Raw genomic sequence first — 23211 nt, 5'->3', positions numbered from 1 at the left:
AAAAGGTCGAGGTGGTGCTCGTACGGGTAACTCTTAACCGCGTTCCGGGTAAAGCGGGAAACGGCCTGTCAAAGCCAACACTTGCTTGTGGGCACTTGTCAGTGTTTCTTGATCTTCCGGATTTTTCAGAACAAGTTCGATCAGTTCCGCGATTTGTTTCATTTCTGCTTCTTTGAAACCGCGTGATGTCATCGCCGCTGTTCCGATCCGGATTCCACTCGTGACGAACGGGCTTGCCGGGTCAAATGGAATCGTGTTTTTGTTGACCGTGATACCGGCTTCGTCCAGTGCATGCTCTGCCAGCTTCCCTGTGATGCCGAGCGGTTGCAGGTCGACGAGCAACAAGTGGTTATCGGTACCGCCAGAGACGATCCGCAGTCCGCGTGCCGTCAATTCTTCACCGAGGACTTTCGCATTGGCTACGACTTGCTCGATGTAATCCTTGAATTCAGGTGCCAATGCTTCCGCAAAGGCAACGGCTTTCGCTGCGATGACGTGCATGAGCGGTCCGCCTTGAATACCCGGGAAAATCGATTTATCGATTGCTTTGGCATGCTCTTCCTTACAAAGAATCATTCCACCGCGCGGTCCGCGAAGCGTCTTGTGCGTCGTCGTCGTGACGAAGTGTGCATGTTCAACCGGGTTCGGATGCAGACCTGCTGCGACGAGTCCCGCGATGTGCGCCATATCGACCATCAGGTAGGCACCGACACTGTCCGCGATTTCACGGAATCGTTTAAAGTCAATCACGCGCGGATAAGCCGATGCTCCCGCAACGATCAGTTTTGGTTTGTGTTCTTCCGCAAGCTTCGCGACGACATCGTAATCGATCATCTCTGTTTCTGGATCGACGCCGTACTCGACGAAGTTGTATTGAACACCGGAGAAATTCACAGGACTGCCGTGTGTCAAGTGACCACCATGGGAAAGGTTCATCCCGAGGACCGTGTCGCCTTGATTGAGAATCGTGAAGTAGACTGCCATGTTGGCTTGGGCACCTGAGTGCGGCTGAACATTAACGTGTTCTGCTCCAAAGATGGCCTTCGCACGGTCACGTGCCAAGTTTTCCGCTAAATCGACGAACTCACAACCGCCGTAATAACGACGACCCGGGTAACCTTCTGCGTATTTGTTCGTCAGCACGCTGCCTTGAGCTTCCATGACCGCTTGTGAGACAAAGTTTTCTGACGCAATCAACTCGATATTATCGCGTTGACGTCCTAGTTCCTTGCGCATAGCCGAAAAGAGTTCCTCATCTTGCTGTTTCAGATACGTTAGTGGTGTTTGTTCCATCTGAATTCCCCCATTCATTTCGATAAACCTATCTTAACACGAATAATCTCTTGCGGGCACCCTCTAAAAATCCATTAAAAAAGCAAGGGGAGTGCAACCCCTTGCGCAAATCATTCGTATTTAGCGCGAGCGCCACCGATCAGTTTCGGTCGCGTCACGGCAGCCGTCACATGTGCCTCACCGATTTCGCGGTGCGGCAGACGGACGGGAATCGCAACATGTTTCAAGTGCATCCCGATGAACGTATCGCCGATATCGATGCCGGCGTCGGCCTGGATCGCTTCGACGACGACTGGTGCCGAAAACCGCTGATACGCGACGCTCGCCATCGAACCGCCGGCTTCTGGAACCGGAACGACCGTCACGGCTTCAAGACCGAGCCGTTCAACGATTTGCCGTTCCAACGTCAAAGCACGGTTGATGTGCTCACAGCCTTGAAACGCCAGATCGACCTGATGCGAACGACGGAACGTATCAAAGACATCGAATAACGCTTCTGCGACTTCGGGTGAACCCGCTTTGCCGATTTGTTTCCCGATGACTTCACTTGTCGAACAGCCGATGACAAGCAACTTTCCTTTCAACGGAAAACGTTCATTCAGTTCCGTCAATGAGGCTTCGAGATCCTGTTTGATTTGTTCCAAATCCATTTACTTCACCTCATAATCTGAGATTTTGCAGACACGGTTTTCGTGACGTCCGCCTTCGAATTCCGTCTCAAGCCAGATTTTCGCGATGTCACGCGCAAGTCCCGGTCCGATGACACGTTCGCCCATCGTCAGGATATTCGAGTTGTTATGCTGACGTGTCGCTTTTGCGCTGAACGTATCATGGACGAGTGCTGCGCGGATACCTTTGACTTTGTTCGCAGCGATGCCGATTCCGATTCCGGTTCCGCAAATTAAAATCCCGCGGTCGAATTCACCGTTCGCGACTGCTTCCGCGACCGGAATCGCAACGTCCGGATAATCGATTGATTCGGATGAATACGTGCCGAAGTCCGTATAATCAATTCCGAGCTCCTGTAAGAGTTCATTCAGTTCTGCTTTTAACTTAAAACCACCATGGTCTGCTCCAATTGCTACTTTCATCGTTACTATTCCCCCGTTTGTTTAGGTTGTTTTTTCGGAAGTTTCCGGTTGTCCGGTGCTTTTCTTCCGTTTCCGTTCTGCGTCAATTTTAACACAAGACGGTTGACGAGGGGTTCGAGTTCATTTCGGACCTGGCGATATACGTTCATCGATCCGCCGTATGGATCGTTGATATCCCGTTCAAGGCCGGTCACATACTCGTACAGCGTAAACGTCCGGTCTTTCAGTTCCGGGTACCGTTCGCCGACTTCCTGTTTATGACTGCGTGTCATCGTCAAGATGATATCCGACCAACGCCCGAGGACGTCGTCAAAGACTTGCGTATAGTGCTCGAGTTCGATTCCGCGCTCCCGTAAGACCTGTAAGGCGTTTTCGGAAGCATCAAACCCTTGCATCGAACGCAGACCGGCAGAGCGGACATCGAATTCTTGATCGGCCACTTTTGAGCGTAATAATGCCATCGCCATCGGGCTGCGGCATGTGTTTCCTGTACAGATAAACAATACACGACGTGTGCTCATCTCAGTATCCTCCTTCTTTACGGGCGAATGATCCGACCACCTGCTGCCTTGTGGAGCCGATTCCGGACTGCTAGCCCAACCCCTTCTTCTGATAGGTCCCGTACAAAAATCTGATCTACTGTCGTCTGATCAAATCGCCGTAAACAATCGTAAAGACGTTGCGCAGCTGTTTCCATCGTTGTTCCGAGGAAACAACGGACATCGGCTTCGATGTCTTCTCCGTCAAAGAGAATGACGCCTGTCTTTTGTCCATTTTGGCGTGCTTCATCGATGAGTTGCTGCAGGAATGAGAGGTCACCCGCGACAACGGATAAAGTGGCTTCCGGTGCATAGTGCGTGTACTTCATCCCTGGTGCCTTCGGTGTCTGATCCTTCATCGATAAGGCAGGATCAAGTGCCGTGTCCCCGATGACCGATTCGATCTGTTCCCGCGTCACGCCACCCGGCCGTAAAATCACCGGTGGATTCGTGGTGCAGTCGATGACCGTCGATTCCACACCGATTCCGGTCTCCCCGCCATCGACGATTGCGGCGATGCGGCCCGAGAGGTCATGTGCGACGTGCGCAGATGACGTCGGTGAGGGTTTTCCGGAACGGTTGGCACTTGGTGCTGCCAGACCCAGTCCGGTCGCTTCAATCAACTGAAGCGCCAGCGGATGGTCCGGCATCCGTAATCCGATCGTATCCAGTCCTGCGGTGACGAGTGAGGATGCACGCCCGTTTGATTCTAAAATGATCGTCAAGGCACCCGGCCAAAACGTATCCATCAATTGCGCCGCGACATCCGGAATATGAGTGACGAACTGCTTTGCCTGTTCGACGGATGCGACATGGACAATCAACGGATTGTCGGAAGGTCGACCCTTCGCGGCGAAAATTCGCCGAACGGCCGTTTCGCTCGTCGCATCTCCCGCAAGACCATAGACGGTCTCCGTCGGAATCGCGACGACCTCACCTTCCTGTAATAGTCGTACCGCTTCATTTAATGTCTCCTGCTGAATCATTTCCGTCTTCACTCTGGACAATCCTTTCGTTCCGCATACACGATACGGTCTTTACCGTTTATATCTTTTAAAATACCCGTTTCTACAGTTGGATAACGTTTTTTTAACATCATTTGCACTTCTTGTCCCTGATTGTGTCCGATTTCGAACGCAATCAAACGAAAATCATCGCGCAGCACCCGACTGCTGTCTTCAATCAGGCGGCGGTAGAACACAAGTCCGTCTTTTCCGCCAAATAAAGCAAGGTGCGGTTCATGATCAAACACGACATCACTGAGCAATTCATCTTCTTCAATATAAGGGGGATTCGAGACCAGCACCCGGACCGAATGGTCAGCAAGCGGTGCCAGTAAATCACCTTCCAAAAAGGTGACCTCTCCTCCAAGCGTCTGTTGATTTTCCTTTGCCACCGCAATGGCTTCCGGTGAAATATCGACCGTCGTGACCGGTTGTCCGAGTTCAAGCGCAAGCGTCAGACAAATCGCGCCGCTGCCGGTTCCGATATCGACGATTTCCCCCGGCTGGAACGTTTCACCCTGCAGGCGTCCCGTCACGAATTCAATCAATTCCTCCGTCTCCGGTCGCGGAATGAGAACAGCCGGTGATACACGGAAATCCCGTCCATAAAACGGTTGGTATCCGATCAAATGCTGGACCGGGATACCATTTAAATGCGCCAATAAATATTCACTGAACAACAGGTCCTGTTCTGGCTCGAGTTCGTCCGACAAACGGATTAATAATCCGGTCCGGTCGACCTGTAAAACGTGCATAAGTAACCATTCGGCACTCGAGGCCTCGCGTCCTGCCGTCACGAGCATCGTTTGTGCTTGATTGAGACGTTTTGCGATCCGCATCAGTTCGCCGCCTCCGATGCCCGAGCCTGATACTCCATCACAAGGGTATCGATGACTTCATCCATCTCGCCCTGGAGAATCCGGTCGAGTTTTTGAATCGTCAGACCGATCCGGTGATCGGTGACACGGTTTTGAGCGAAGTTATACGTCCGGATCCGTTCTGAGCGGTCACCCGTTCCGACCGCCGATTTCCGTTTTTCATCGTACTCGGCCTGTTGCTCGCGTTGAATCTTATCGTAAACACGGGCCCGCAAGACCTTCATCGCTTTTTCTTTATTTTTGATCTGTGACTTCTCATCCTGACAGCTAGCAACGATGCCGGTCGGGACGTGTGTCACGCGAACTGCCGACTGGGTCGTATTGACCGACTGGCCGCCCGGACCGCTCGACGTGAACGTATCGACGCGGACATCCTTGTCATGAATTTCGACTTCGACATCTTCCGCTTCCGGCAAGACGGCGACGGTCGCCGTTGACGTATGAATCCGTCCGCCTGACTCCGTTGACGGAACACGCTGGACCCGGTGGGCGCCGTTTTCGTACTTCAGCTTCGAGTATGCGCCCGTTCCTTTGACGATGAAGATGATTTCCTTGTAGCCGCCGAGCTCCGTATAACTGGCATCGATGATCTCAATCTTCCAGTTCTGTTTTTCGGCAAACTTCGAGTACATCTTAAAGAGATCACCGGCAAACAATGCCGCTTCATCGCCGCCTGCAGCACCGCGTATTTCGACGATGACGTTTTTATCGTCGTTCGGGTCTTTCGGCAGGAGCAACGCTTTCAGCTTCGTCTCGAGTTCCTTGATCTCCGGTTCGAGCACGGCGACTTCTTCTTTGGCCAGATCGCGCATCTCCGGATCGGTCAGCATCTGACGCGCTTCCTGGTACGCCTCCATCTTGTCGCGGTACACGCGGTACACTTCGACAGTCGGAGCCAGTTGGGATTGCTCCTTCGACACCTCACGCAATTGATTCGTATCTTTAATGATGGCGGGATCCGCCAACAGGTCATTTAATTTTTCATAGCGGTCCTCTAACGCACTTAATCGCTCTAACATTCTCGGTCATCCTTCCTGATGATTCTTCTGTCGTCAGTATAGCAAATATTTAAAGACGCGTTACGTTGAAGAAACATTTCTTCCTTTTAGAAGTGTTCCCCGCAGTTCCCCGCCTATTGACGAACTGGATGGAATTTCCTATAATCAGTGTACTAATTGAATTAATACACTTAAGGAGGTAATCGAATGTTTACGGTTGATCCCAAAAGTTCGTTGCCGATTTATGAGCAGCTGGTCGCCCAAATCATCCGTGCGATTGCCCGTGGATTGCTTCGGTCCGGCGAACAGATGCCGTCCGTCCGCGAACTGGCGAGCACGTTACTCGTCAATCCGAATACCGTTTCCCGTGCCTATCAGGAACTCGAAAGTCAAAACTTCATCGTCACGATGCGCGGCAAAGGGTCGTTCATTTCCGATCTGCCGATCGAACGGGTCAAACAGGCGGCGATTCAGCCGCATGTGCAGACACTGTGCGCTGTAGCCGATGAATTATCGATATCCAATGCAGATCTGTATCAACTACTTATTCAAACAAGGGAGGATTCATCATGTTGACCGTGTCTCACCTGACCAAACAGATTGATTCCAAAATGATTTATGAAAATGCCTCGTTCACGTTACCGGCCGGAACGATCACGGCACTGATCGGACGAAACGGTGCCGGGAAGACGACATTAATGAAGACACTCGTCGGAGCACTTGAGCCGTCGCGCGGAAAAGTCGAATGGAACCAGCAGTCGATCCATCACGTTCCGGCAGCACGGCAACATCTGTTTTTAGTCCCGGATTCGCTTGGGGTCTACCGCCAGATGACACTCGGAGAACTGATCGGCTTTTACAATGCCTTTTATCCGAATTTTGAACGGACCTTCATCGAAAACTACTGCCGGTCATTGAACCTCGATCGCGGACGGCGTGTCACTTCGCTCTCAAAAGGTCAAGCCCAACTGTTTTTACTTCAGCTGGCGTTCGCGACGAATGCACCGGTCCTGCTGCTTGATGAACCGACGGATGGACTCGACCGGATCAATAAACGGAATTACTTAAAACAGCTCGTGACCTTGCTTGCCGAACGTCAAACCGCCGTTCTGATTGCGTCACATCAGTTGGAAGAACTTGATTCACTGGCCGACCGGATCATGACGATCGAACAACATCTCGTCAAAGAACCGCAAACACTCGAAGATGCGAAATCGAGCATGCAGAAATGGCAACTCGCCTATGAGACCGTTCCGGAATTCCAGCACCACGACGTCCACGTCCTGTCCCAAACCGGACGGGTCGTCACGCTGATTGTCCGTTCGGAAGCCGGTGCCGCTTATGTCGACAAGACGAATCCGTTACTGAAGGATGCATTACCTGTCCAACTCGAAGATTACTTTTTAGGAACGTTCGGAGGCGATCAACATGTATAAACAACTGATCCGTTATCACATCAAACAGGGCATCTGGCCGCTCGCCTCGCTGTTCCTGCTCGCTGTCTTCAGTTACGGCTTCGGCAGTTACACGGTCATCGATAACTTCGGTACATACGGCGGAGCAGAGTCCGAAATCATCCAATCCGTTCTCGTCAGTCCGAGTTTTGCCGGGTTCGGCGCGATTTTAATCGCTGTTTTCGCCATCCTGCTCCTCGGTAAAGAAAGGGGCAGCGGCCGCAGTTTAATGCTCCATGCACTGCCGGTCAATAAAAAAACGCTCTACTGGATCAAGTGGAGTCTCGGTGTCGCAGTCCTGCTGATTCTTCCAATCATCGGTTTCTTCTTCAGCTGGCTGATTTTACAAGGACTCGGCGGAATCAATCCTTTTGACTATGTCAGCTTGTCCGACCTGGCACTCGACTTCGTTTCCTATTTCCTGTTCGACCTCGTCGTCTTCAGCGTCTTTTTACTCGCGGGAGCGATTGCCGGTGATATCATCGGGCAGTTGCTGCTCGGTCTGTTCTTCTTGTTTTTAAACTACCTGACCTTTTTTGCGGTCGTTGCCATCACGACGCTTGGTTTCGGCCTCGCGGAAGAGCAGGATTCGTCATTCGATTTCCTGACGACGATAGCTTCTCCGTTCACCTTGTTGTTCCAGGAAGAACAGTTAACCAGTGCCCTCATATTCAACTTCGTCTTGCTTGTCGTCGTGGTCAGCTTCGGCAGTCTGCTTTATGTGAAAAGCGAAAACGAACGTCTTGGCCGTTTCACGGTTTTCCCGAAGATTCATCCGTTATTGATCATCGTGTTTTCTGTCTATACGACTGTTTTACTCGCTGCCATCATCGGTATCATCTCGTCTGAAAATCAATTTCTCTACTGGCTCGCCGTCGCGATTCTCGCTTGGCCGGCTTTCAGTTCGTATCGCCGGATGATTGGGTGGAAACGTTGATTCCATGCTACACTATCCCCAATACTTCGGAATAAAGGACGGAATCAATGATGCCAAAATATCTTCAGATTTATCAACAATTGGTCGACCGGATTCAGAACGGGACGTTACCGGCTGAAACAAAACTCCCTTCTGAAACGGAACTGATGCAGGAATTCGGTGCCAGTCGCGGGACGGTCCGAAAAGCGATCGATGCCTTGCAGGACAAAGGCTTCGTCCGCAAACACCAGGGTAAAGGCGTCTTCGTGCTGAGCCAGGACGCGATTGCCTTCCAATTCAACGGCATCGTCAGCTTTTCGGAAGCTCATCGGCAAATGGGGGAACACGACGTCAAGACGGATGTCATCTCCTGTGACCTGATCGAAGCAACCGAAGAACTTGCCCATTTATTCCATATCGCACCCGGTACCTCACTCACACAGGTCAAACGGGTCCGGACGATTGACGGCGAACGGGTCATCTTTGATATCAACCTGTTCGTGACGTCCCTCGTCCCCGGTCTGACAAAAGACATTGCCGGTGCGTCGATCTACCAATACATCGAACAGACACTCGGACGGCAGATCAGTTATGCCAAACGAAAAATCGAGGCGCAACCGGCGACGGCAGAAGATCAACAGTATCTCGATTTAGAAGGCACCTCTCACGTCATCGTCATTACGAATGACACGTATTTTTATGAGGGACAGCATTTCGAACGGACGCAGTCGCGTCATCGGCTGGATAAGTTTCAATTCACGGATATCGCACGTCGTTAAGCAAAAAAATGCATACGCTTTTAAACAGAAGCATGGGAGGACGGATTTAGATCCCGTTCTCCCTTTTTTTCAAAAGGAATCGTTCACTCTTCCATTTGAATGTTATATTATAAAAAAAGAAACCAATTTTTAGGTTTTTCCATATATTTTTTAACTGGGGGTTTTGCCTGTGCCATTTAAGAAAGGACTACATACTTTACTAAAACGCGGGCAGGATGTCTCCGTCATCGACGAACATTTCATGGAAAACCATCCAGATGCGATCTTCACCCTTGACCCGACCGGACGTGTGACACGTCTGAACGATAAAACCTCTTCCCTGCTCGGATATACAGGACAGGATTTAATGAACCATTTCAGTTTTTTTGTTCATCCGGAGGATCAGGAAACGACGCTGCAACATTTCCAAAAAGTCATGTCCGGGAGCAGCGAGACTTACGCGATCCGCGTCCGCCACGTCAACGGACAGTATCTTGAGATGCAGATTGTCAACATCCCGATTTTTTCAAACAACTTGATTGTCGGGGCTTACGGAATCATCCGTGATTTGACGACAAGTCGTATCATGAAACAGCAGATGGATGCGGTTCAGTTCGATCAACAATTGGTCGAGACGCTTCCCGGTATCGCCATTGCCGCTTTTAACGAAGACGGCTGTTTGTTACGTGCGTCCGATTCATTCGCCGAACTGTTTGGTGTTTCGCCGGACCAGATTAAGACGCTTTCCAAACAGGAACTGTTTCAACGGATTGATCCCGCTCATCAGCAGGAGTTTCGGGAATTTCTTGATTTGCTGAAAGCCAACCGTCTTCTGCCTTCGCTCGATATCGAAACCCGTGTCATTCATCCGCAGCACGGATTTCAGGATGTCTTTTGCCGGTGCGCCTTCCGTCAGACCGGTGCGGACGAACAGGCGGAGCTGACGTGCGTCATCTACAATTTGTCCGAGCATAAATCGCTTGATAAACAACTTCATGACGAAAAGGAAAAGCTACTGACGTTCCAACAAGTCTCGACCAGTGCCATCTACCGTTACGATTTTACGGAAAAAACAATCATTTTCCATACACGAGGCTTCGAGAAGATTTTTTCCGGCATCCTTCACCACTATGAAGGCACGGAAGGAATCTGGGAAACGGATTTGATTTTGGAAGAAGACCGTTCGAAAGTCGAAGCGAGTCATCAGCGTATCCTCGCCAACCATGAAATCGAACTCTCGTACCGGATCCAATATGAAGGAACATTGTACTGGGTGTTAGAAAACCGGACGCCGATCTGCAACACACACGGTATCGTCTCCGCCTTTCAAAGTGTCATTCAGGACATCACCCAGTTAAAGCAGCAGGAAGAGAAAATTTTTCAGCTAGCCATGCATGACCGCGTGACGGGTCTGCCGAACCGGACGCTCGTCCTCGAGAAAATCGGCCAATGGATCAAGACATATCCGACGTTCAGTGTCCTGACGGTCAGCTACAATACCCTCCAGGACATCAATCATGATTTCGGTTATGCGATCGGCGATAAATGGCTGTCGAAAACGGCGACCCAGTTGTTGCACCAACTGCCCGGCGCTTCTTACTTCGGTCACCTGTACGGAGACGAATACATCGTCCTGTTCCCGAACGTCGTCTCGGAATGTTCGATCAACAAAATTTGTGAACAATTGATTGAACTGTCCAAACAAAAAATCGTCATCGATTCCTACGAATGGTATCCGGCCATCGGCATTGGCGTCAGCCGGTTCCCGGAAGATGCGGATTCGGCGGAAGACCTTGTCAAAGCAGCAAGCATCGCTCTCGGCCGAGCCCGTGTGAATGAATACAGCGTCTATTCCTCGACGTTCAATATCGAGACTTACCGGCGTCATCAGCTTCAAAAAAGTATCCGGACAGCTATCCGCCGGAATGAACTGTTCCTCGAGTACCAGCCGAAGGTTAACGCCTGGTCCGGAACGATCGTCGGAGCCGAGGCATTGATCCGCTGGCAACATCCGGACTGGGGCCGGATTCCGCCAAACGATTTCATCCCGTTGTCCGAGGAAAGCGAGATGCATATCCTGATCGCCGACTGGGTGCTCGAAGAAACATGCCGGAACATCAACCAATGGATTCTTGCCGACTTACCGATCGTTCCGGTCTCAATCAATGTTTCTCCCAAACGTCTGATTCACGGAAACTTTGCCGAGACCTGCCAGGAGACACTCCAACGCTTCGGTGTTTCCCCAAGCATGCTTGAAATCGAGATTCTCGAGACCGATGTCCTGTTTGATAACAGTAAAATTCAACAGTCGCTTCAGATGCTCAGCCAAATGGGGATCAAGATCGCCCTCGATGACTTCGGAAAAGGATACTCGTCGATTTCTTATCTGCAACAGTATCCAATCGACACGATTAAGATTGACCGGCAGTTCGCGACGACGTTGGTCCAAGATAAAAAAAACGCAATCCGTCGTCCGGAGTGTCCTCTTCATGGCCAAGGAATTCGGAATGGATGTCGTCGCAGAAGGCGTCGAGACGATGGGACAACTTCACTTCCTACGGGGACTCGAATGTACGACTATTCAAGGCTACCTGTTCAGTAAACCCCTGCCAAAAGCAGATTTCGAACAGGCGATGCGTAGGCGGCAAATTGCAGCGACGGAAGCGATGACTTCTCCGATCAGCACCCGGACAATCGATGCTTCGATTACGATTCAACGGTTGAACGGACAGGATATCCACGTTGGTCGGACAAACATTGCAGTCTCCAAAGGCACGATGCATAGTGTCTCCTTCTATTCGTCTCTCCATCTGCCGGTTCATGAAGGAATTGAACTGGTGTTGATTCTAAATCAGCAGTCGATTCCCGTTCGACCGCTTCAGGCGATCGAACTGGACAACGGGCTGATCGAGTATGAATGCCAATACCTGGATGTGAAGCAGTCCCATTTCGTCTTTGAGGCGCTTCAATCTTGCTAAAGACACCGTTGCCGACAATCTTACTGTTAAGCTGCAAAATCATATGATTAAAAAGGACCGGCTTTTGAGTCGGTCTTTTTTAATGGAATTAAACCGCCCTCGAACTTATCTATATAAGTTGTTGACTTAACTTATATAGATAAGTTAAGATGAGTGTGCGCATATAAGAAAACGTTTTCATTTCAAAAGAAGTCTTCAGTTCAATCCAAAAGGAGAATGTGAGATGAAACCCAACTACCGGCAAATTGCAGAACAAATCATCGAACGAATCGGTGGCAAAGACAACGTCGAGCAGGCAGCCCACTGTGTCACCCGCCTTCGTTTAACACTGAAAGATCAAAGTCTCGTCGAGCAGGAAGCATTGCTTGAAGTCCCGCTCGTCAAAGGCGCTTTCCTGAATGCGGGTGTCTATCAAATCGTAATCGGCGCAGGTGACGTCGACCGTGTGTACGCTGAATTCATTCAATTGACCGGCTTACAGGCAACGACGATCGCCGACGTTAAATCGTCCGGCGCCTCCAAGATGAATCCGTTCCAAAAATTGATTAAAGTCTTTTCCGATGTCTTCATGCCAATCATCCCGGCCATCATCGTCGCCGGACTGTTAATGGGAATCAACAATCTGTTCGGCATCGAGTTTGGCGGCAAGACGATGATCGAACGGTATCCGAACCTGCAGGGCTTATGGGATCTCATCAACATGATGGCGAACACAGCCTTCGTCTTCCTGCCGGCCCTGGTCGGCTGGTCCGCTACGAAACGCTTTGGCGGCAGTGAGATCCTCGGGATTGTCATGGGACTGATGCTCGTCCATCCGGATCTTCTCAATGCCTGGAATTATGGGCAGAGTGCTCTGAAAGGGGATATTCCGACATTCAATATCCTCGGCTTATTTGAAATCGAAAAAGTCGGTTATCAAGGACAGATTTTACCGGTCCTCGCTGCCGCTTACGTCTTAAGTACAATCGAACGTTGGTTGAAAAATCGGGTTCCAAATGCGATTCAACTCCTTGTCGTTCCGATTACGACGATTACGTTAACAGGGTTTCTTGCCCTTGCCGTCATCGGTCCGGTCACGCGCCAAATCGGGGACTGGATTACGATCGGCGTCGTTAATACATTTGAAGCTGTTCCATTGCTCGGCGCTTTATTGTTTGGTGCGCTTTACGCCCCACTCGTCATTACGGGGATGCACCATATGTTCATCGCGGTCGATCTACAATTGATCGGTCAAAGCGGGACGACATTCATCTGGCCGATGATTGCCATCTCGAATATCGCCCAAGGATCAGCGACACTTGCGATGTTGTTCCTTGCGAAAAACGTCAATGATAAAAACATGGCATCGACTTCGGCCATCTCGGCTTACTTCGGTATCACCGAACCTGCCATGTTCGGGGTCAATCTCCGGTTCAAGTATCCGTTTTACGCGGCACTTGTCGGATCAGCGATCGCGTCTTCCTTCATTGCGGTCAGCGGTGTACTCGCACCGGCCATCGGTGTCGGTGGTCTTCCGGCGTTCATCTCGATTGTTCCGGGATCGATTCTGTCGTTCATCATCGGAATGGTTATCGCGATCATCGTTCCGATCGTCTGTACGTTCCTGTTCCATTATGTCTCGACCAAACGTGCCCGCAAAGCGGCACTCAAAGAGGCAGCTTAAGTTTTAGAAAGGTGTGACCTGATATGACTCTTACGACAACCGACTGGCGTAAATCCGCCGTCTACCAAATCTATCCGAAAAGTTTTTACAGCCCGGAAGGCAAAGCGACCGGTACTTTACGCGGCGTGACCGCAAAACTCGATTACTTGGCAGAGCTCGGCGTCGATTATCTTTGGCTGACACCGGTCTACGCGTCACCACAGCGCGACAACGGCTATGACGTCAGTGACTATTATGCGATTGATCCGTCTTACGGCACGATGGCAGACTTTGATCAATTGATTGCGGAAGCCGGTAAACGCCAGTTATCCGTCATGATGGATATCGTCGTCAATCACTGCTCAACCGATCACGAGTGGTTCCGGCAAGGACGAAATCCGGACAGCCCCTACCATGACTACTTCATCTGGCGGGACGAACCGACGGATTGGGTATCGAAATTCGGCGGACCGGCCTGGTCGTTTGACGAGGTGGCCGGCAAGTATTACCTGCATCTGTTCGACGAAACACAGGCCGATCTCAACTGGGAAAACCCGGCACTCCGGGAAGCTGTCTATCAGATGATGTGCTTCTGGCGTGATAAAGGTGTCCGCGGTTTCCGGCTCGATGTCATCAACTTGATTTCAAAAGACGACAGTTTCGCCAATGACCCGATCGGCGACGGACGGAAACACTACACGGACGGTCCACGTGTCCATGACTATCTGCAGGAGATGAATCAACGCGTCTTTGCCGGTCACGACTTGATGACGGTCGGTGAGATGTCGTCAACGACACTCGATCATTGCCTCCGTTACTCGAATCTGAACGAGCAGGAACTGAAAATGACGTTCAACTTCCACCACTTGAAAGTTGATTATCCGAACGGAGAGAAATGGACGGCAGCCCCGTTCGATTTCCTCGAGCTGAAACGGATTCTCTCCGACTGGCAGGTCGGGATGCAGGGAAATGCCTGGAATGCGATTTTCTGGTGTAACCATGACCAGCCCCGTGTCGTCAGCCGGTTCGGTGACGATACGGTTTACCGGATCGAAAGTGCGAAGATGCTCGCGACGACGCTGCATGGTTTACAAGGCACACCGTACATCTATCAGGGCGAGGAAATCGGAACACCGAATCCGGACTTCACGGATCTGACCGACTACCGGGATGTCGAGACACTGAACGCGTATACCGAAAAAGCGTCACTCGGTGAAACAGAAGCTGATATTTTGGCAGCCATCCGTCAGAAATCCCGCGATAATGCCCGGACACCGATGCAGTGGGATGCTTCACCACACGCCGGTTTCTCGACGGCGACACCGTGGATTCCGGTTCCTGAAAACCATACCTCGATCAATGTCGAAGCGGCCCTCGCCGACCCGGACTCGGTCTTCTATCATTACAAGCAGCTGATTCACCTGCGCAAACAATATGACGTCTTGACGAACGGAAGTTACCGGCTTCTGACACCTGACGATCTCTCACTTTGGGCGTACGAACGGACGACCGACGACGAACAAGTTCTCGTCCTGTCTAACTTTTACGGCACGGACCGTCCGTTCACGTTACCGGACGAGTGGCTCGATCATCAGGTATTGATTCAGAACTATCCGGATGTTTCAGAGAAATCCGGACAGCTTATCTTACGACCATACGAATCCGTCATGCTGTACCGGACGCTTTGAACATACAAAACCCCGCACTCTCCAACTGAGAATGCGGGGTTTTGTTTACCTCTCTAGGATACGCGTCGGTTAGCTTGCTCCCGTTTCAGCTGTTCCCGGAACAGCCTTGTTTCCGCAATGACGACACCGGACAGACCAATCAAGCCAATCAAGTTCGGAATCGCCATCAATCCGTTGAAGACGTCGGAAATCGCCCAAACCATGTTCAAGTTGGTCGTCATCGCCCCCAGTCCCGCGACGAGAACAAACAGAACCCGGTACGGTAAAATCGACTTTTGACCAAACAGGTAATAAATCGATTTTTCTCCGTAGTAGGACCATCCGAGGACCGTCGAGAAGGCGAACATGACAAGACCAATCGTCACGATATACTTTCCGGCTGGTCCAAGGAACACTTCAAAACTGGCGGTCGTCAATTCGACCCCTTCGAGCTTTTTATCAAGTTGACCACCCATGACGAGCGTCAATCCGGTCATCGAACAGACGACAAGTGTATCAAGGAAAACCTGTGTCATCGAGACGAGTGCCTGCCGTCCCGGAAAATCCGTTTTTGCAGCAGCGGCGGCAATCGGTGCAGAACCGAGACCTGCTTCATTCGAGAAGACTCCGCGGGCGACCCCGTAACGAATCGCGGCACCAATGGCACCACCCGTAATTGCTTCGTTCGAGAACGTACTGCTGAAGATCGTCGCGAGCGCACCCGGAATCAGATCAAAGTTCATGACCATGATGAGGAGTCCGCTTCCGACGTAAAAGAAAATCATGAACGGTACAAAGTAACTGACGACTCTCCCGATTGATTTGACCCCACCGAGAATGACGACCCCCGTCGCCACCATCAGGACAATCCCCGTTACATACAACGGCACGTCGAACGTCGATTTCATTGCGAGTGCAACAGAATTCGTCTGCACACCGTTTCCGATTCCGAAAGCGGCGAGCGATGCAAACGCAGCAAACAACACACCGAGCCATTTTTGTTTTAATCCCCGCTCGAGATAGTACATCGGCCCCCCGGCCATCTGTCCCTTCTCATCGACAACACGGTACTTGACGGCGAGAATCGCCTCGGCATACTTCGTCGCCATTCCGAACAACCCGGACAACCACATCCAGACGATCGCGCCCGGTCCCCCGAGGACGACGGCTGTCGCAACTCCGACGATATTCCCCGTACCGACCGTCGCTGCCAATGCCGTCATTAAAGCTTGGAAATGACTGATGTCTCCTTCCGACGTATCATCCTAGTGCTTCGAGAATGCCAGTTTCAAGGCATACGGAAGTTTGGTGATCTGAATGAATCCAAGTCGTATCGTCAAGTAAATCCCCGTACCGACCAAAAAGATAAGCAGCGGCGGTCCCCATATGAAATCCGATACCATGCCAATCCAATCACTGAACGATGTACCCATTCTGTTTCCCCTCCTTCAATTCGATATGTACTTTTCTATCTTTTCAGAATTTACAGATTATTGTCAATGATTAATTTTTTATGCAGACTATTGTCCATATTACATTATTGTATTTTTTACTGCTTAGTAAAAAGCAATCATCTATCCGGAGTATCCGGGAGACGATTGCTTCTTTAGGTAAATCAGCTTTTTTATTGATTACCGTTCGGCAATTCCTGTGCGTCTTTTGCTTCTGCCGGCAACTCAATCGATTTAATTTCATTGAATTTCGAGAACGTTGACTCGTTTTTCATCGTAAATTCCGATTGTCCATCCACTTCGAACGCCATTTCCATATCCAGTGTTTTCGGGTAATACGTTTTGGCGTCATATGTCATCGAGTATTCCATCTTTTTATAATCGATTTGATCGATGACATCTTTCATCGGAGCAAGTTGTCCGGTTTGTTCAAGAGAATCTTTCATGAACGCTTTTAACTTGTCTCCTTTTAAATCGACGTCGATCTGATATACGTTCCCTTCTCTTTTAACCGTCCAGTTGTCTTTATACTTCTTGAGCAACTGTAGATTTTGTTCAGTTGAAGCATTTGACTTCATGCTTTCCATCATATCGCCAAGCTCCGAGATATCCTGGACGAACCATTGGTTATTTTGCGACATATACAATTTATCATCAATGATATAGTTCTCCACCCGAATGTCTTTTCCATCCTGTGGATTTTTCATATTAACGATTTGATGCATCGTCAGCGGTTTTTGAATAATATCGACCGCCACCTTTTGATTCACCGACATCTCTCCCGCGTCCGATGTCATGTCACCTTCCATATGAAACGATTTGATTTCTTCTTGCGCAGCCGTTGCTTTCTTCAGCAACTCCGTATTCGAAAGCTGTTTCGATCCGTTCTCACCTGTCCCATCTTCTACGGTCTCGTTATTACACCCTGCCAGTCCAATTGTCGCCGTGAGGAGACCGACTGTCACCCACCTTGTCTTCTTCATCGTCATTCCTCCTTGAAATTGATTATCTTTATTTACGACTTATCACTGGAAAATGTTTCAAAACCATTTCTTATCCTATTACCGTTCTGACTGTTTTTTACTCATCGAACTTCCTGGCCGACGTAAAGTCTTCTGTTTGATTCTTAACAAAACTTTACATCCTTCAAACGTTCGTTTTACACTCTACCGCTAAAGTTAGTCCTGTAGATCTGATCCGATACTAAACTATTTATTTATTTTCCTGAAGGAGGAACAATCCATGAAGTTAAAACGAATCATTCCCATTCTTGCCTTGTCGACCCTTTCCTTAAGTACGATGGTCTCGATGAACGACGCCGAAGCAAAAACGAAACATGCAAAATCACCGGAAATCCGTAATGTCATCTTCCTGATTGGGGACGGAATGGGTGTTTCCTATACCTCGGCCCACCGTTACTTAAAGAACGATCCTTCGACGCCACTGGCAGAAAAAACGGCATTTGATCAATATCTCGTCGGACAACAGATGACCTATCCGGAAGACCCGGAGCAAAACATTACGGATTCCGCATCCGCTGCGACGGCAATGTCGTCCGGTGTCAAAACATATAATGCCGCGATTGCCGTCGACAATGATAAATCAGAAGTCAAGACGGTCCTCGAAGCAGCGAAAGAACGCGGAAAATCGACGGGACTTGTCGCGACATCCGAAATCACGCACGCGACACCGGCTTCATTCGGTGCGCACGATGAGAACCGGAAAAACATGAATGCGATTGCGGACGACTACTTCAAGGAGCGGGTCAACGGCAAACATAAGATCGACGTCCTGCTCGGCGGCGGGAAATCAAACTTCGTCCGTCCGGATACCGATTTGACGAAAGCGTTTAAGAAAGACGGCTACAGCTACGTCACGAATCTCGATCAAATGCAGGCGGATAAAAACAAGCAGGTTCTTGGTCTGTTCGCGGACGGCGGACTGCCGAAACGCATCGACCGCGAGAATACCGTACCGTCCCTCGAGCAGATGACGAACTCTGCCATCAAACGCCTCGATTCCAACAAAAAAGGCTTTTTCCTGATGGTCGAAGGCAGTCAGATTGACTGGGCCGGTCATGACAATGACATCGTCGGAGCGATGAGCGAGATGGAAGACTTCGAACGTGCCTTCAAAGCGGCAATCGCCTTTGCCAAAAAAGACAAGCACACGCTTGTCGTGGCGACAGCCGACCATTCAACCGGCGGTTACTCGATTGGAGCGGACGGTATCTATAACTGGTTCGCCGAGCCGATCAAGGCGGCGAAGAAGACACCGGACTTCATGGCAGCAAAAATCATCGAAGGTGCCGATGTCAAAAAAACGTTGACGACCTATATCGATCAAAAGAAACTTGCCTTGACGGAAGACGAAATCGAGTCCATTACACGTGCTGCGGAATCGAAGAAACTGCTTGATGTCGACAATGCGATCGAAGCCATCTTCAACGAACGGTCGCATACCGGCTGGACGACAGGCGGACATACCGGTGAAGATGTTCCCGTCTATGCGTTTGGTCCCGCGAAGGAACGGTTTGCCGGTCAAGTCGATAATACGGATCATGCCAAAATCATCTTCGATTTACTGAAGTCGAAGAAATAAGGAGACTTTCCATGAAACAGATACTTGCTGCCTTGATGCTCGGGACGATTCTTTCGGGTTGCGCCACTACGCCAGACACCATCCAAGAGAAGTCATCAGAAAAGTCGAGCCCGAAACAGGAGACACCGGTATCGATCGAGAAGTCTGCCGCATATGTCCCGAACCCGCAACTGCCAGATGACCGTAAACTGACGAAAGTCGATGCATCGGTTACCGACGCTAAAGGCGAATTGACGTTAACACAGTTTGTCCGCCCAGGCATTACACGCACGATCGGACCGATCACGATGAAAGTCGAAGAAGTGAAAGTGTTCCATGCCCGGCCGAGTTACGGGATGATTGATTTCTTCCACGGCTTCACCCATGACGAATCCTTTGATCTCGTCAAGACGCGTGTGACGATCACGAACGGAGGCGACGAGCCGGTTACGTTTAACCCGGTCGCTCACTTTAAGCTCGATGCGACAACCGAGAAGACACTGCAGGACGATGTCTACCTCGAGTCGCTTGCTGCGACATACGCTCCCGGCGAGACACGACGCGGAAACTTCGGCTTCATAATCGAACAACCGCTCACATCAGTCGAGTTGTTGACGAGTGATGTCCTCAGCGCGAAACGTGATGTGCTTAGAAAAGGTTCATCCCTTACATTGCGCTTATAATGCTAAAAGACCAAAAGACGATCCCTTCCTGTTTTACCGGAAAGGATCGTCTTCTTTTTTAGTAAAGAGCCGGGATTTGTTCTGCCGGCATCGGCCGGCCAAAGTAATACCCTTGCATCCGCGAGCATTCCAACCGGTTCAGGACGTTGACCTGTTCAAGTGTCTCGACCCCTTCCGCGATGACTTCAAGATGAAGCGACTTCGCTAAGTGAATGATGGACGAAATCATCGAGTAACCGGTCGTTGCCGGCTGGATTTTTTCGACGAACTCACGCGGAATCTTTAATGTGTCGATCGGGAAATCCGCCAACCGCGATAAGGACGAGTAACCGGTTCCGAAATCATCAATCGAAATCGTGAAGCCGAGGTCCTTCAGACGATTCATCGTCAAGACGGTCTCTTCGATGTCTTCAACGGCTGAGACTTCCGTGATTTCAAGATCAATCCGGGTCGGATCGACTTTTGTTTCTTCGACCAGCCGAATCAACGTCAGGACGAACGTCGGATGATGAAACTGTTGCATCGAAACATTGAGTCCGACTTTTAAGTTCAGACCGTCATCCTGCCACTGTTTTGCCTGTAAAAATCCTTCGCGCAAGACCCATTCCCCGAGCCGGATAATCATCCCGGCTTCTTCCGCCATCGGAATAAAATCGTTGGGTGTAATCATTCCCAGTTCCGGATGATTCCAGCGGATCAGTCCTTCAACGCCGACCATCTTGTACGTGACCGTATCGACTTGCGGCTGATAATGTAAAATCAACTGATTGGTTTCGATGGCAATCGGCAGCTCCGACTCGAGTCGCAAGCGGTAGGACGCTTTTTCGGCAATATCTTCAAAGAAAATGATTGATTTACCGCCACCCGATTTTGCCTGATACATCGCGAGGTCGGCCTGCTTCAACAACGTTACGACATGTTTTCCCGCTGTCCGCCGGCAACTGACCGCTCCAATACTTGGATTGGAAATCAATTCGATTCCTTCGATCGCATACGTTCGTTTTAAATCATCCAGCAGACGGGCCGTACGGCATCTCGCCTGATCATCCGACGTGACATTCCGCAGGATGACAGTAAACTCGTCTCCTCCTTGCCGGGCAACGAGATCGTCCGGTTCGACGGCTTCTTGGAGGCGTTTTGCCACTTGAATCAGTAACTGATCCCCGACATGGTGACCAAACGAATCATTGACGAGTTTAAAGTCGTCGAGATCAATGAAACAGAGGACGATCGTCTCATCGGCTTGTTCCGTTTCGATTAAATGGTGTAACACTTCTTCAAAGTACGTCCGGTTGATGGCACCGGTCAAATGATCATAATAGGCAAGCCGGCGAATCTTTAATTCATTTTCCCTAATTGTCGTGATATCCTGACCAATCCCGTACATTCCGACGAACCGGTCCCGGACGCGAATCGGAATGTTGGTTACGTTCAGCAACACATCCGGACCGCCGGATTTTTGGAAAACAGTTTCAAATTGCTGTGCTGTCGCCTTGTCTGTCGACGTCTGTTGCCATGTCGTGAACTGACGATACGTTTTACCGACTAACTCTTCCGCATGCTGCTCCGTTAATTTTTCAAAAGACGGATTCGCGCTCTCAATCCGTCCTTTCAGATCAAGGGAATAGACGGCATCCGGATGGTACGTGAACAACGACTTGTAGCGTTCTTCACTGACTTCCAGCTCATCCGCCTTTTCATGAATTTCCTGAATCAGTTCCTGGTGACTTAAAATCATCAGAATCTGGCGGACTAAAATCAGAAGAATCGTGACAGCACAACCAATCATCAACCCGTTTAAGGCTTCGTCCCGACGCGCATAGAAAGCCATCGTCAAAAACAGCAGAATGACCAGTAAATACGGTAAAAATAACTTTCCGACCTGCACTTTTATCCGTTGTTTCGACTGTCTGTCTTCTTTTGAATCTACCGGACTAACGATATGCCCCGAGACACCGACCATCAGTAATCCAAGGATGAATAACGGGTCAATCAATCGGATCGCATTGTCTCCACTGACGGTCGTCATATAGACAAATAACGTGTCCGCTCCAACCTGAAGTAACAGTCCGGCAAATAGAAACTGAAACAAGCGCCGCCGTTCGTACCACTCTTTTTTCTCGAACAGATAATAAATACTGATCATACAAAATAACAAAACGATGTCGCACAACGGATAAGCAAAGGCTAACATCACCTCGGCGTTCGATGCGAACGGTGTATCAAACAACGGCCGGATCAGGAAATACCAACTATAGGTGACCGCTACCGTCATGACGATGGCAATATCAAAAATAAAGCTGAGCAACCGATTTTTCGTAACGTGCCGATGAATCAAATGGACGAATGCCACTAAGAAAAAGACCGACTGGAGGACATAGAAAATATCCGATACTCCAGGAAACGGAACTTCAACCTGCAAAATATTTTCGTAATACAGCCAAATCGCTTCTGCAATCAGATAACTACCGGTCCCAAGAGCCAGATATAGAAAAAATCGATCCTCTTTCTGCGGTTCCTGTTGCGCACGCACCAGCATAAACGTCGCAAAGAAACTTCCTATAATGCCGAATAAATTGCTTCCCCAAGTCGTAATATCCGACTGCTCGGTAAAGGAGACAATCCAAATATAATAAGCGACCGTGAACAAGATAATCGCCGGGAGATAATACCTTTTTTCAGAACGGTGCATCGTTCTCCCCTCCTTCACGAAATAGTCATCTTCTTTTGATTATGGATGATGTCATCGAAGTCCTGCGTGCTCAAGAAAAAAGAGACCTGTTCCGTGAAGAAACAGGTCTCAAGACTCAGTTATCTCATTAAATGGTGCGTAGTAAGTTGGCCATTTCAATCGCAGAAACCGCCGCTTCATATCCTTTGTTACCGGCTTTCGTTCCCGCCCGTTCGACAGCCTGCTCGATTGAGTCCGTCGTCAGAACACCAAAGATAATCGGAACGCCCGTTTCACGTGAGGCACCGGCGACTCCTTTTGCGACTTCGTTGCAGACATAGTCATAGTGCGACGTGGCTCCGCGGATGACGGCTCCTAGCGTGATGACAGCGTCATAGTTCCCGCTTTTCGCAAGCTTTTCCGCGACGAGTGGAATCTCGAACGCTCCCGGTACCCAAGCTGTATCGACAGCATCCGCCGCGACGCCGTGGCGACGAAACGCATCGTTTGCTCCGCCAACGAGTTTCGATGTAATCAATTCATTAAATCGCGCTGCGACGATCGCGACGCGCAGTCCTTCACCTGTTAAAAATCCTTCGAATACCATA

20 protein-coding genes and 1 pseudogene are annotated in these 23211 nt (G+C 50.0%); 10 read left to right on the top strand and 11 right to left on the bottom strand.

The window, feature by feature from the left end; genetic code table 11:
• Nucleotides 1–33: 33 nt before the first annotated feature.
• The 7 genes from glyA to prfA form a co-directional block, all read right to left on the bottom strand.
• On the bottom strand, nt 34–1293 hold the full coding sequence (gene glyA / locus R7V76_RS09600) for a serine hydroxymethyltransferase (protein ID WP_290828410.1): 1260 nt from the start codon (nt 1291–1293) through the stop codon (nt 34–36).
• 110 nt (nt 1294–1403) lie between these two features.
• Nucleotides 1404–1943: a TIGR01440 family protein gene (locus tag R7V76_RS09595; protein WP_012371558.1), complete on the bottom strand. Its 540-nt coding sequence runs from the start codon at nt 1941–1943 to the stop codon at nt 1404–1406.
• Nucleotides 1944–2384 carry a ribose 5-phosphate isomerase B gene (gene rpiB, locus R7V76_RS09590; protein WP_012371559.1) on the bottom strand — a complete coding sequence of 147 codons (441 nt, stop codon included), beginning with the start codon at nt 2382–2384 and terminating at the stop codon, nt 1944–1946.
• A gap of 5 nt (nt 2385–2389) precedes the next feature.
• A complete protein-coding gene (locus R7V76_RS09585; protein WP_012371560.1) occupies nt 2390–2905 on the bottom strand; it encodes a low molecular weight protein arginine phosphatase in 516 nt (171 codons plus the stop codon).
• A gap of 17 nt (nt 2906–2922) precedes the next feature.
• Nucleotides 2923–3921 (bottom strand): L-threonylcarbamoyladenylate synthase, encoded by a 999-nt coding sequence (locus R7V76_RS09580; protein ID WP_290828414.1) that lies wholly within the window; start codon nt 3919–3921, stop codon nt 2923–2925.
• Nucleotides 3918–4766, bottom strand: a complete 849-nt coding sequence (gene prmC / locus R7V76_RS09575; protein WP_318092241.1) for a peptide chain release factor N(5)-glutamine methyltransferase — start codon at nt 4764–4766, stop codon at nt 3918–3920. Before prmC ends, R7V76_RS09580 begins: the two co-directional genes overlap by 4 nt.
• Nucleotides 4766–5824, bottom strand: coding sequence for a peptide chain release factor 1 (gene prfA, locus R7V76_RS09570; RefSeq protein ID WP_214765406.1), 1059 nt, complete (start codon nt 5822–5824; stop codon nt 4766–4768). Before prfA ends, prmC begins: the two co-directional genes overlap by 1 nt.
• A 186-nt stretch (nt 5825–6010) precedes the next feature.
• On the opposite strand from prfA, the gene R7V76_RS09565 reads away from it, so the two are divergent.
• The 8 genes from R7V76_RS09565 to treC all read left to right on the top strand — a co-directional run bounded on the left by R7V76_RS09565 (nt 6011) and on the right by treC (nt 15239).
• On the top strand, nt 6011–6379 hold the full coding sequence (locus R7V76_RS09565) for a GntR family transcriptional regulator (RefSeq protein ID WP_214765408.1): 369 nt from the start codon (nt 6011–6013) through the stop codon (nt 6377–6379).
• A complete protein-coding gene (locus tag R7V76_RS09560) occupies nt 6373–7239 on the top strand; it encodes an ABC transporter ATP-binding protein (protein WP_318092240.1) in 867 nt (288 codons plus the stop codon). Before R7V76_RS09565 ends, R7V76_RS09560 begins: the two co-directional genes overlap by 7 nt.
• Nucleotides 7232–8194, top strand: a complete 963-nt coding sequence (locus R7V76_RS09555) for a hypothetical protein (RefSeq protein WP_318092239.1) — start codon at nt 7232–7234, stop codon at nt 8192–8194. The genes R7V76_RS09560 and R7V76_RS09555 overlap by 8 nt, the downstream gene beginning before the upstream one ends.
• Before the next feature lie 47 nt (nt 8195–8241).
• The gene (gene treR / locus R7V76_RS09550; protein WP_318092238.1) at nt 8242–8952 is read left to right on the top strand and encodes a trehalose operon repressor; all 711 of its coding nucleotides are present in this window, start codon (nt 8242–8244) and stop codon (nt 8950–8952) included.
• Between the two features lie 169 nt (nt 8953–9121).
• On the top strand, nt 9122–11533 hold the full coding sequence (locus R7V76_RS09545) for a sensor domain-containing protein (RefSeq protein ID WP_318092237.1): 2412 nt from the start codon (nt 9122–9124) through the stop codon (nt 11531–11533).
• The gene (locus tag R7V76_RS09540; protein ID WP_318092236.1) at nt 11421–11909 is read left to right on the top strand and encodes an EAL domain-containing protein; all 489 of its coding nucleotides are present in this window, start codon (nt 11421–11423) and stop codon (nt 11907–11909) included. Before R7V76_RS09545 ends, R7V76_RS09540 begins: the two co-directional genes overlap by 113 nt.
• A gap of 223 nt (nt 11910–12132) precedes the next feature.
• The gene (gene treP, locus R7V76_RS09535) at nt 12133–13572 is read left to right on the top strand and encodes a PTS system trehalose-specific EIIBC component (RefSeq protein WP_012371570.1); all 1440 of its coding nucleotides are present in this window, start codon (nt 12133–12135) and stop codon (nt 13570–13572) included.
• Between the two features lie 23 nt (nt 13573–13595).
• Nucleotides 13596–15239 carry an alpha,alpha-phosphotrehalase gene (treC, locus tag R7V76_RS09530; protein WP_318092235.1) on the top strand — a complete coding sequence of 548 codons (1644 nt, stop codon included), beginning with the start codon at nt 13596–13598 and terminating at the stop codon, nt 15237–15239.
• Nucleotides 15240–15292: 53 nt separating this feature from the next.
• On the opposite strand, the pseudogene R7V76_RS09525 reads toward treC, so the two are convergent.
• Nucleotides 15293–16651 (bottom strand): annotated as a pseudogene (locus R7V76_RS09525) (alanine/glycine:cation symporter family protein).
• A gap of 191 nt (nt 16652–16842) precedes the next feature.
• Nucleotides 16843–17652, bottom strand: a complete 810-nt coding sequence (locus R7V76_RS09520) for a DUF6612 family protein (RefSeq protein WP_318092234.1) — start codon at nt 17650–17652, stop codon at nt 16843–16845.
• A gap of 259 nt (nt 17653–17911) precedes the next feature.
• On the opposite strand from R7V76_RS09520, the gene R7V76_RS09515 reads away from it, so the two are divergent.
• On the top strand, nt 17912–19270 hold the full coding sequence (locus R7V76_RS09515; RefSeq protein WP_318092233.1) for an alkaline phosphatase: 1359 nt from the start codon (nt 17912–17914) through the stop codon (nt 19268–19270).
• A gap of 11 nt (nt 19271–19281) precedes the next feature.
• Nucleotides 19282–19932, top strand: a complete 651-nt coding sequence (locus R7V76_RS09510; RefSeq protein ID WP_318092232.1) for a DUF4352 domain-containing protein — start codon at nt 19282–19284, stop codon at nt 19930–19932.
• Between the two features lie 58 nt (nt 19933–19990).
• On the opposite strand, the gene R7V76_RS09505 is transcribed toward R7V76_RS09510, so the two are convergent.
• Complete coding sequence (locus R7V76_RS09505) at nt 19991–22624, bottom strand: putative bifunctional diguanylate cyclase/phosphodiesterase (RefSeq protein WP_318092231.1); 2634 nt, start codon at nt 22622–22624, stop codon at nt 19991–19993.
• A gap of 127 nt (nt 22625–22751) precedes the next feature.
• Entirely contained in the window at nt 22752–23210 is a 459-nt protein-coding gene (gene ribH, locus R7V76_RS09500; RefSeq protein ID WP_012371577.1) for a 6,7-dimethyl-8-ribityllumazine synthase, read from the bottom strand.
• Between the last annotated feature and the right edge of the window lies 1 nt (nt 23211).

Origin of the sequence: Exiguobacterium artemiae, assembly GCF_033342815.1 — a bacterium.
Lineage (GTDB): Bacteria > Bacillota > Bacilli > Exiguobacteriales > Exiguobacteriaceae > Exiguobacterium_A > Exiguobacterium_A artemiae_A.
This window is presented reverse-complemented; position numbering and strand designations above follow the sequence as displayed.

Bases quoted from the DNA above. Each gene is read 5' to 3' on its own strand.
- R7V76_RS09505 (WP_318092231.1), bottom strand. From the start codon at position 22,624: ATGCACCGTTCTGAAAAAAGGTATTATCTCCCGGCGATTATCTTGTTC.
- glyA (WP_290828410.1), bottom strand. From the start codon at position 1,293: ATGGAACAAACACCACTAACGTATCTGAAACAGCAAGATGAGGAACTC.
- R7V76_RS09565 (WP_214765408.1), top strand. From the start codon at position 6,011: ATGTTTACGGTTGATCCCAAAAGTTCGTTGCCGATTTATGAGCAGCTG.
- prmC (WP_318092241.1), bottom strand. From the start codon at position 4,766: ATGCGGATCGCAAAACGTCTCAATCAAGCACAAACGATGCTCGTGACG.
- R7V76_RS09555 (WP_318092239.1), top strand. From the start codon at position 7,232: ATGTATAAACAACTGATCCGTTATCACATCAAACAGGGCATCTGGCCG.
- treC (WP_318092235.1), top strand. From the start codon at position 13,596: ATGACTCTTACGACAACCGACTGGCGTAAATCCGCCGTCTACCAAATC.
- R7V76_RS09585 (WP_012371560.1), bottom strand. From the start codon at position 2,905: ATGAGCACACGTCGTGTATTGTTTATCTGTACAGGAAACACATGCCGC.
- treR (WP_318092238.1), top strand. From the start codon at position 8,242: ATGATGCCAAAATATCTTCAGATTTATCAACAATTGGTCGACCGGATT.
- R7V76_RS09595 (WP_012371558.1), bottom strand. From the start codon at position 1,943: ATGGATTTGGAACAAATCAAACAGGATCTCGAAGCCTCATTGACGGAA.
- treP (WP_012371570.1), top strand. From the start codon at position 12,133: ATGAAACCCAACTACCGGCAAATTGCAGAACAAATCATCGAACGAATC.
- R7V76_RS09540 (WP_318092236.1), top strand. From the start codon at position 11,421: ATGGCCAAGGAATTCGGAATGGATGTCGTCGCAGAAGGCGTCGAGACG.
- R7V76_RS09560 (WP_318092240.1), top strand. From the start codon at position 6,373: ATGTTGACCGTGTCTCACCTGACCAAACAGATTGATTCCAAAATGATT.
- R7V76_RS09515 (WP_318092233.1), top strand. From the start codon at position 17,912: ATGAAGTTAAAACGAATCATTCCCATTCTTGCCTTGTCGACCCTTTCC.
- R7V76_RS09520 (WP_318092234.1), bottom strand. From the start codon at position 17,652: ATGAAGAAGACAAGGTGGGTGACAGTCGGTCTCCTCACGGCGACAATT.
- ribH (WP_012371577.1), bottom strand. From the start codon at position 23,210: ATGGTATTCGAAGGATTTTTAACAGGTGAAGGACTGCGCGTCGCGATC.
- rpiB (WP_012371559.1), bottom strand. From the start codon at position 2,384: ATGAAAGTAGCAATTGGAGCAGACCATGGTGGTTTTAAGTTAAAAGCA.
- R7V76_RS09510 (WP_318092232.1), top strand. From the start codon at position 19,282: ATGAAACAGATACTTGCTGCCTTGATGCTCGGGACGATTCTTTCGGGT.
- prfA (WP_214765406.1), bottom strand. From the start codon at position 5,824: ATGTTAGAGCGATTAAGTGCGTTAGAGGACCGCTATGAAAAATTAAAT.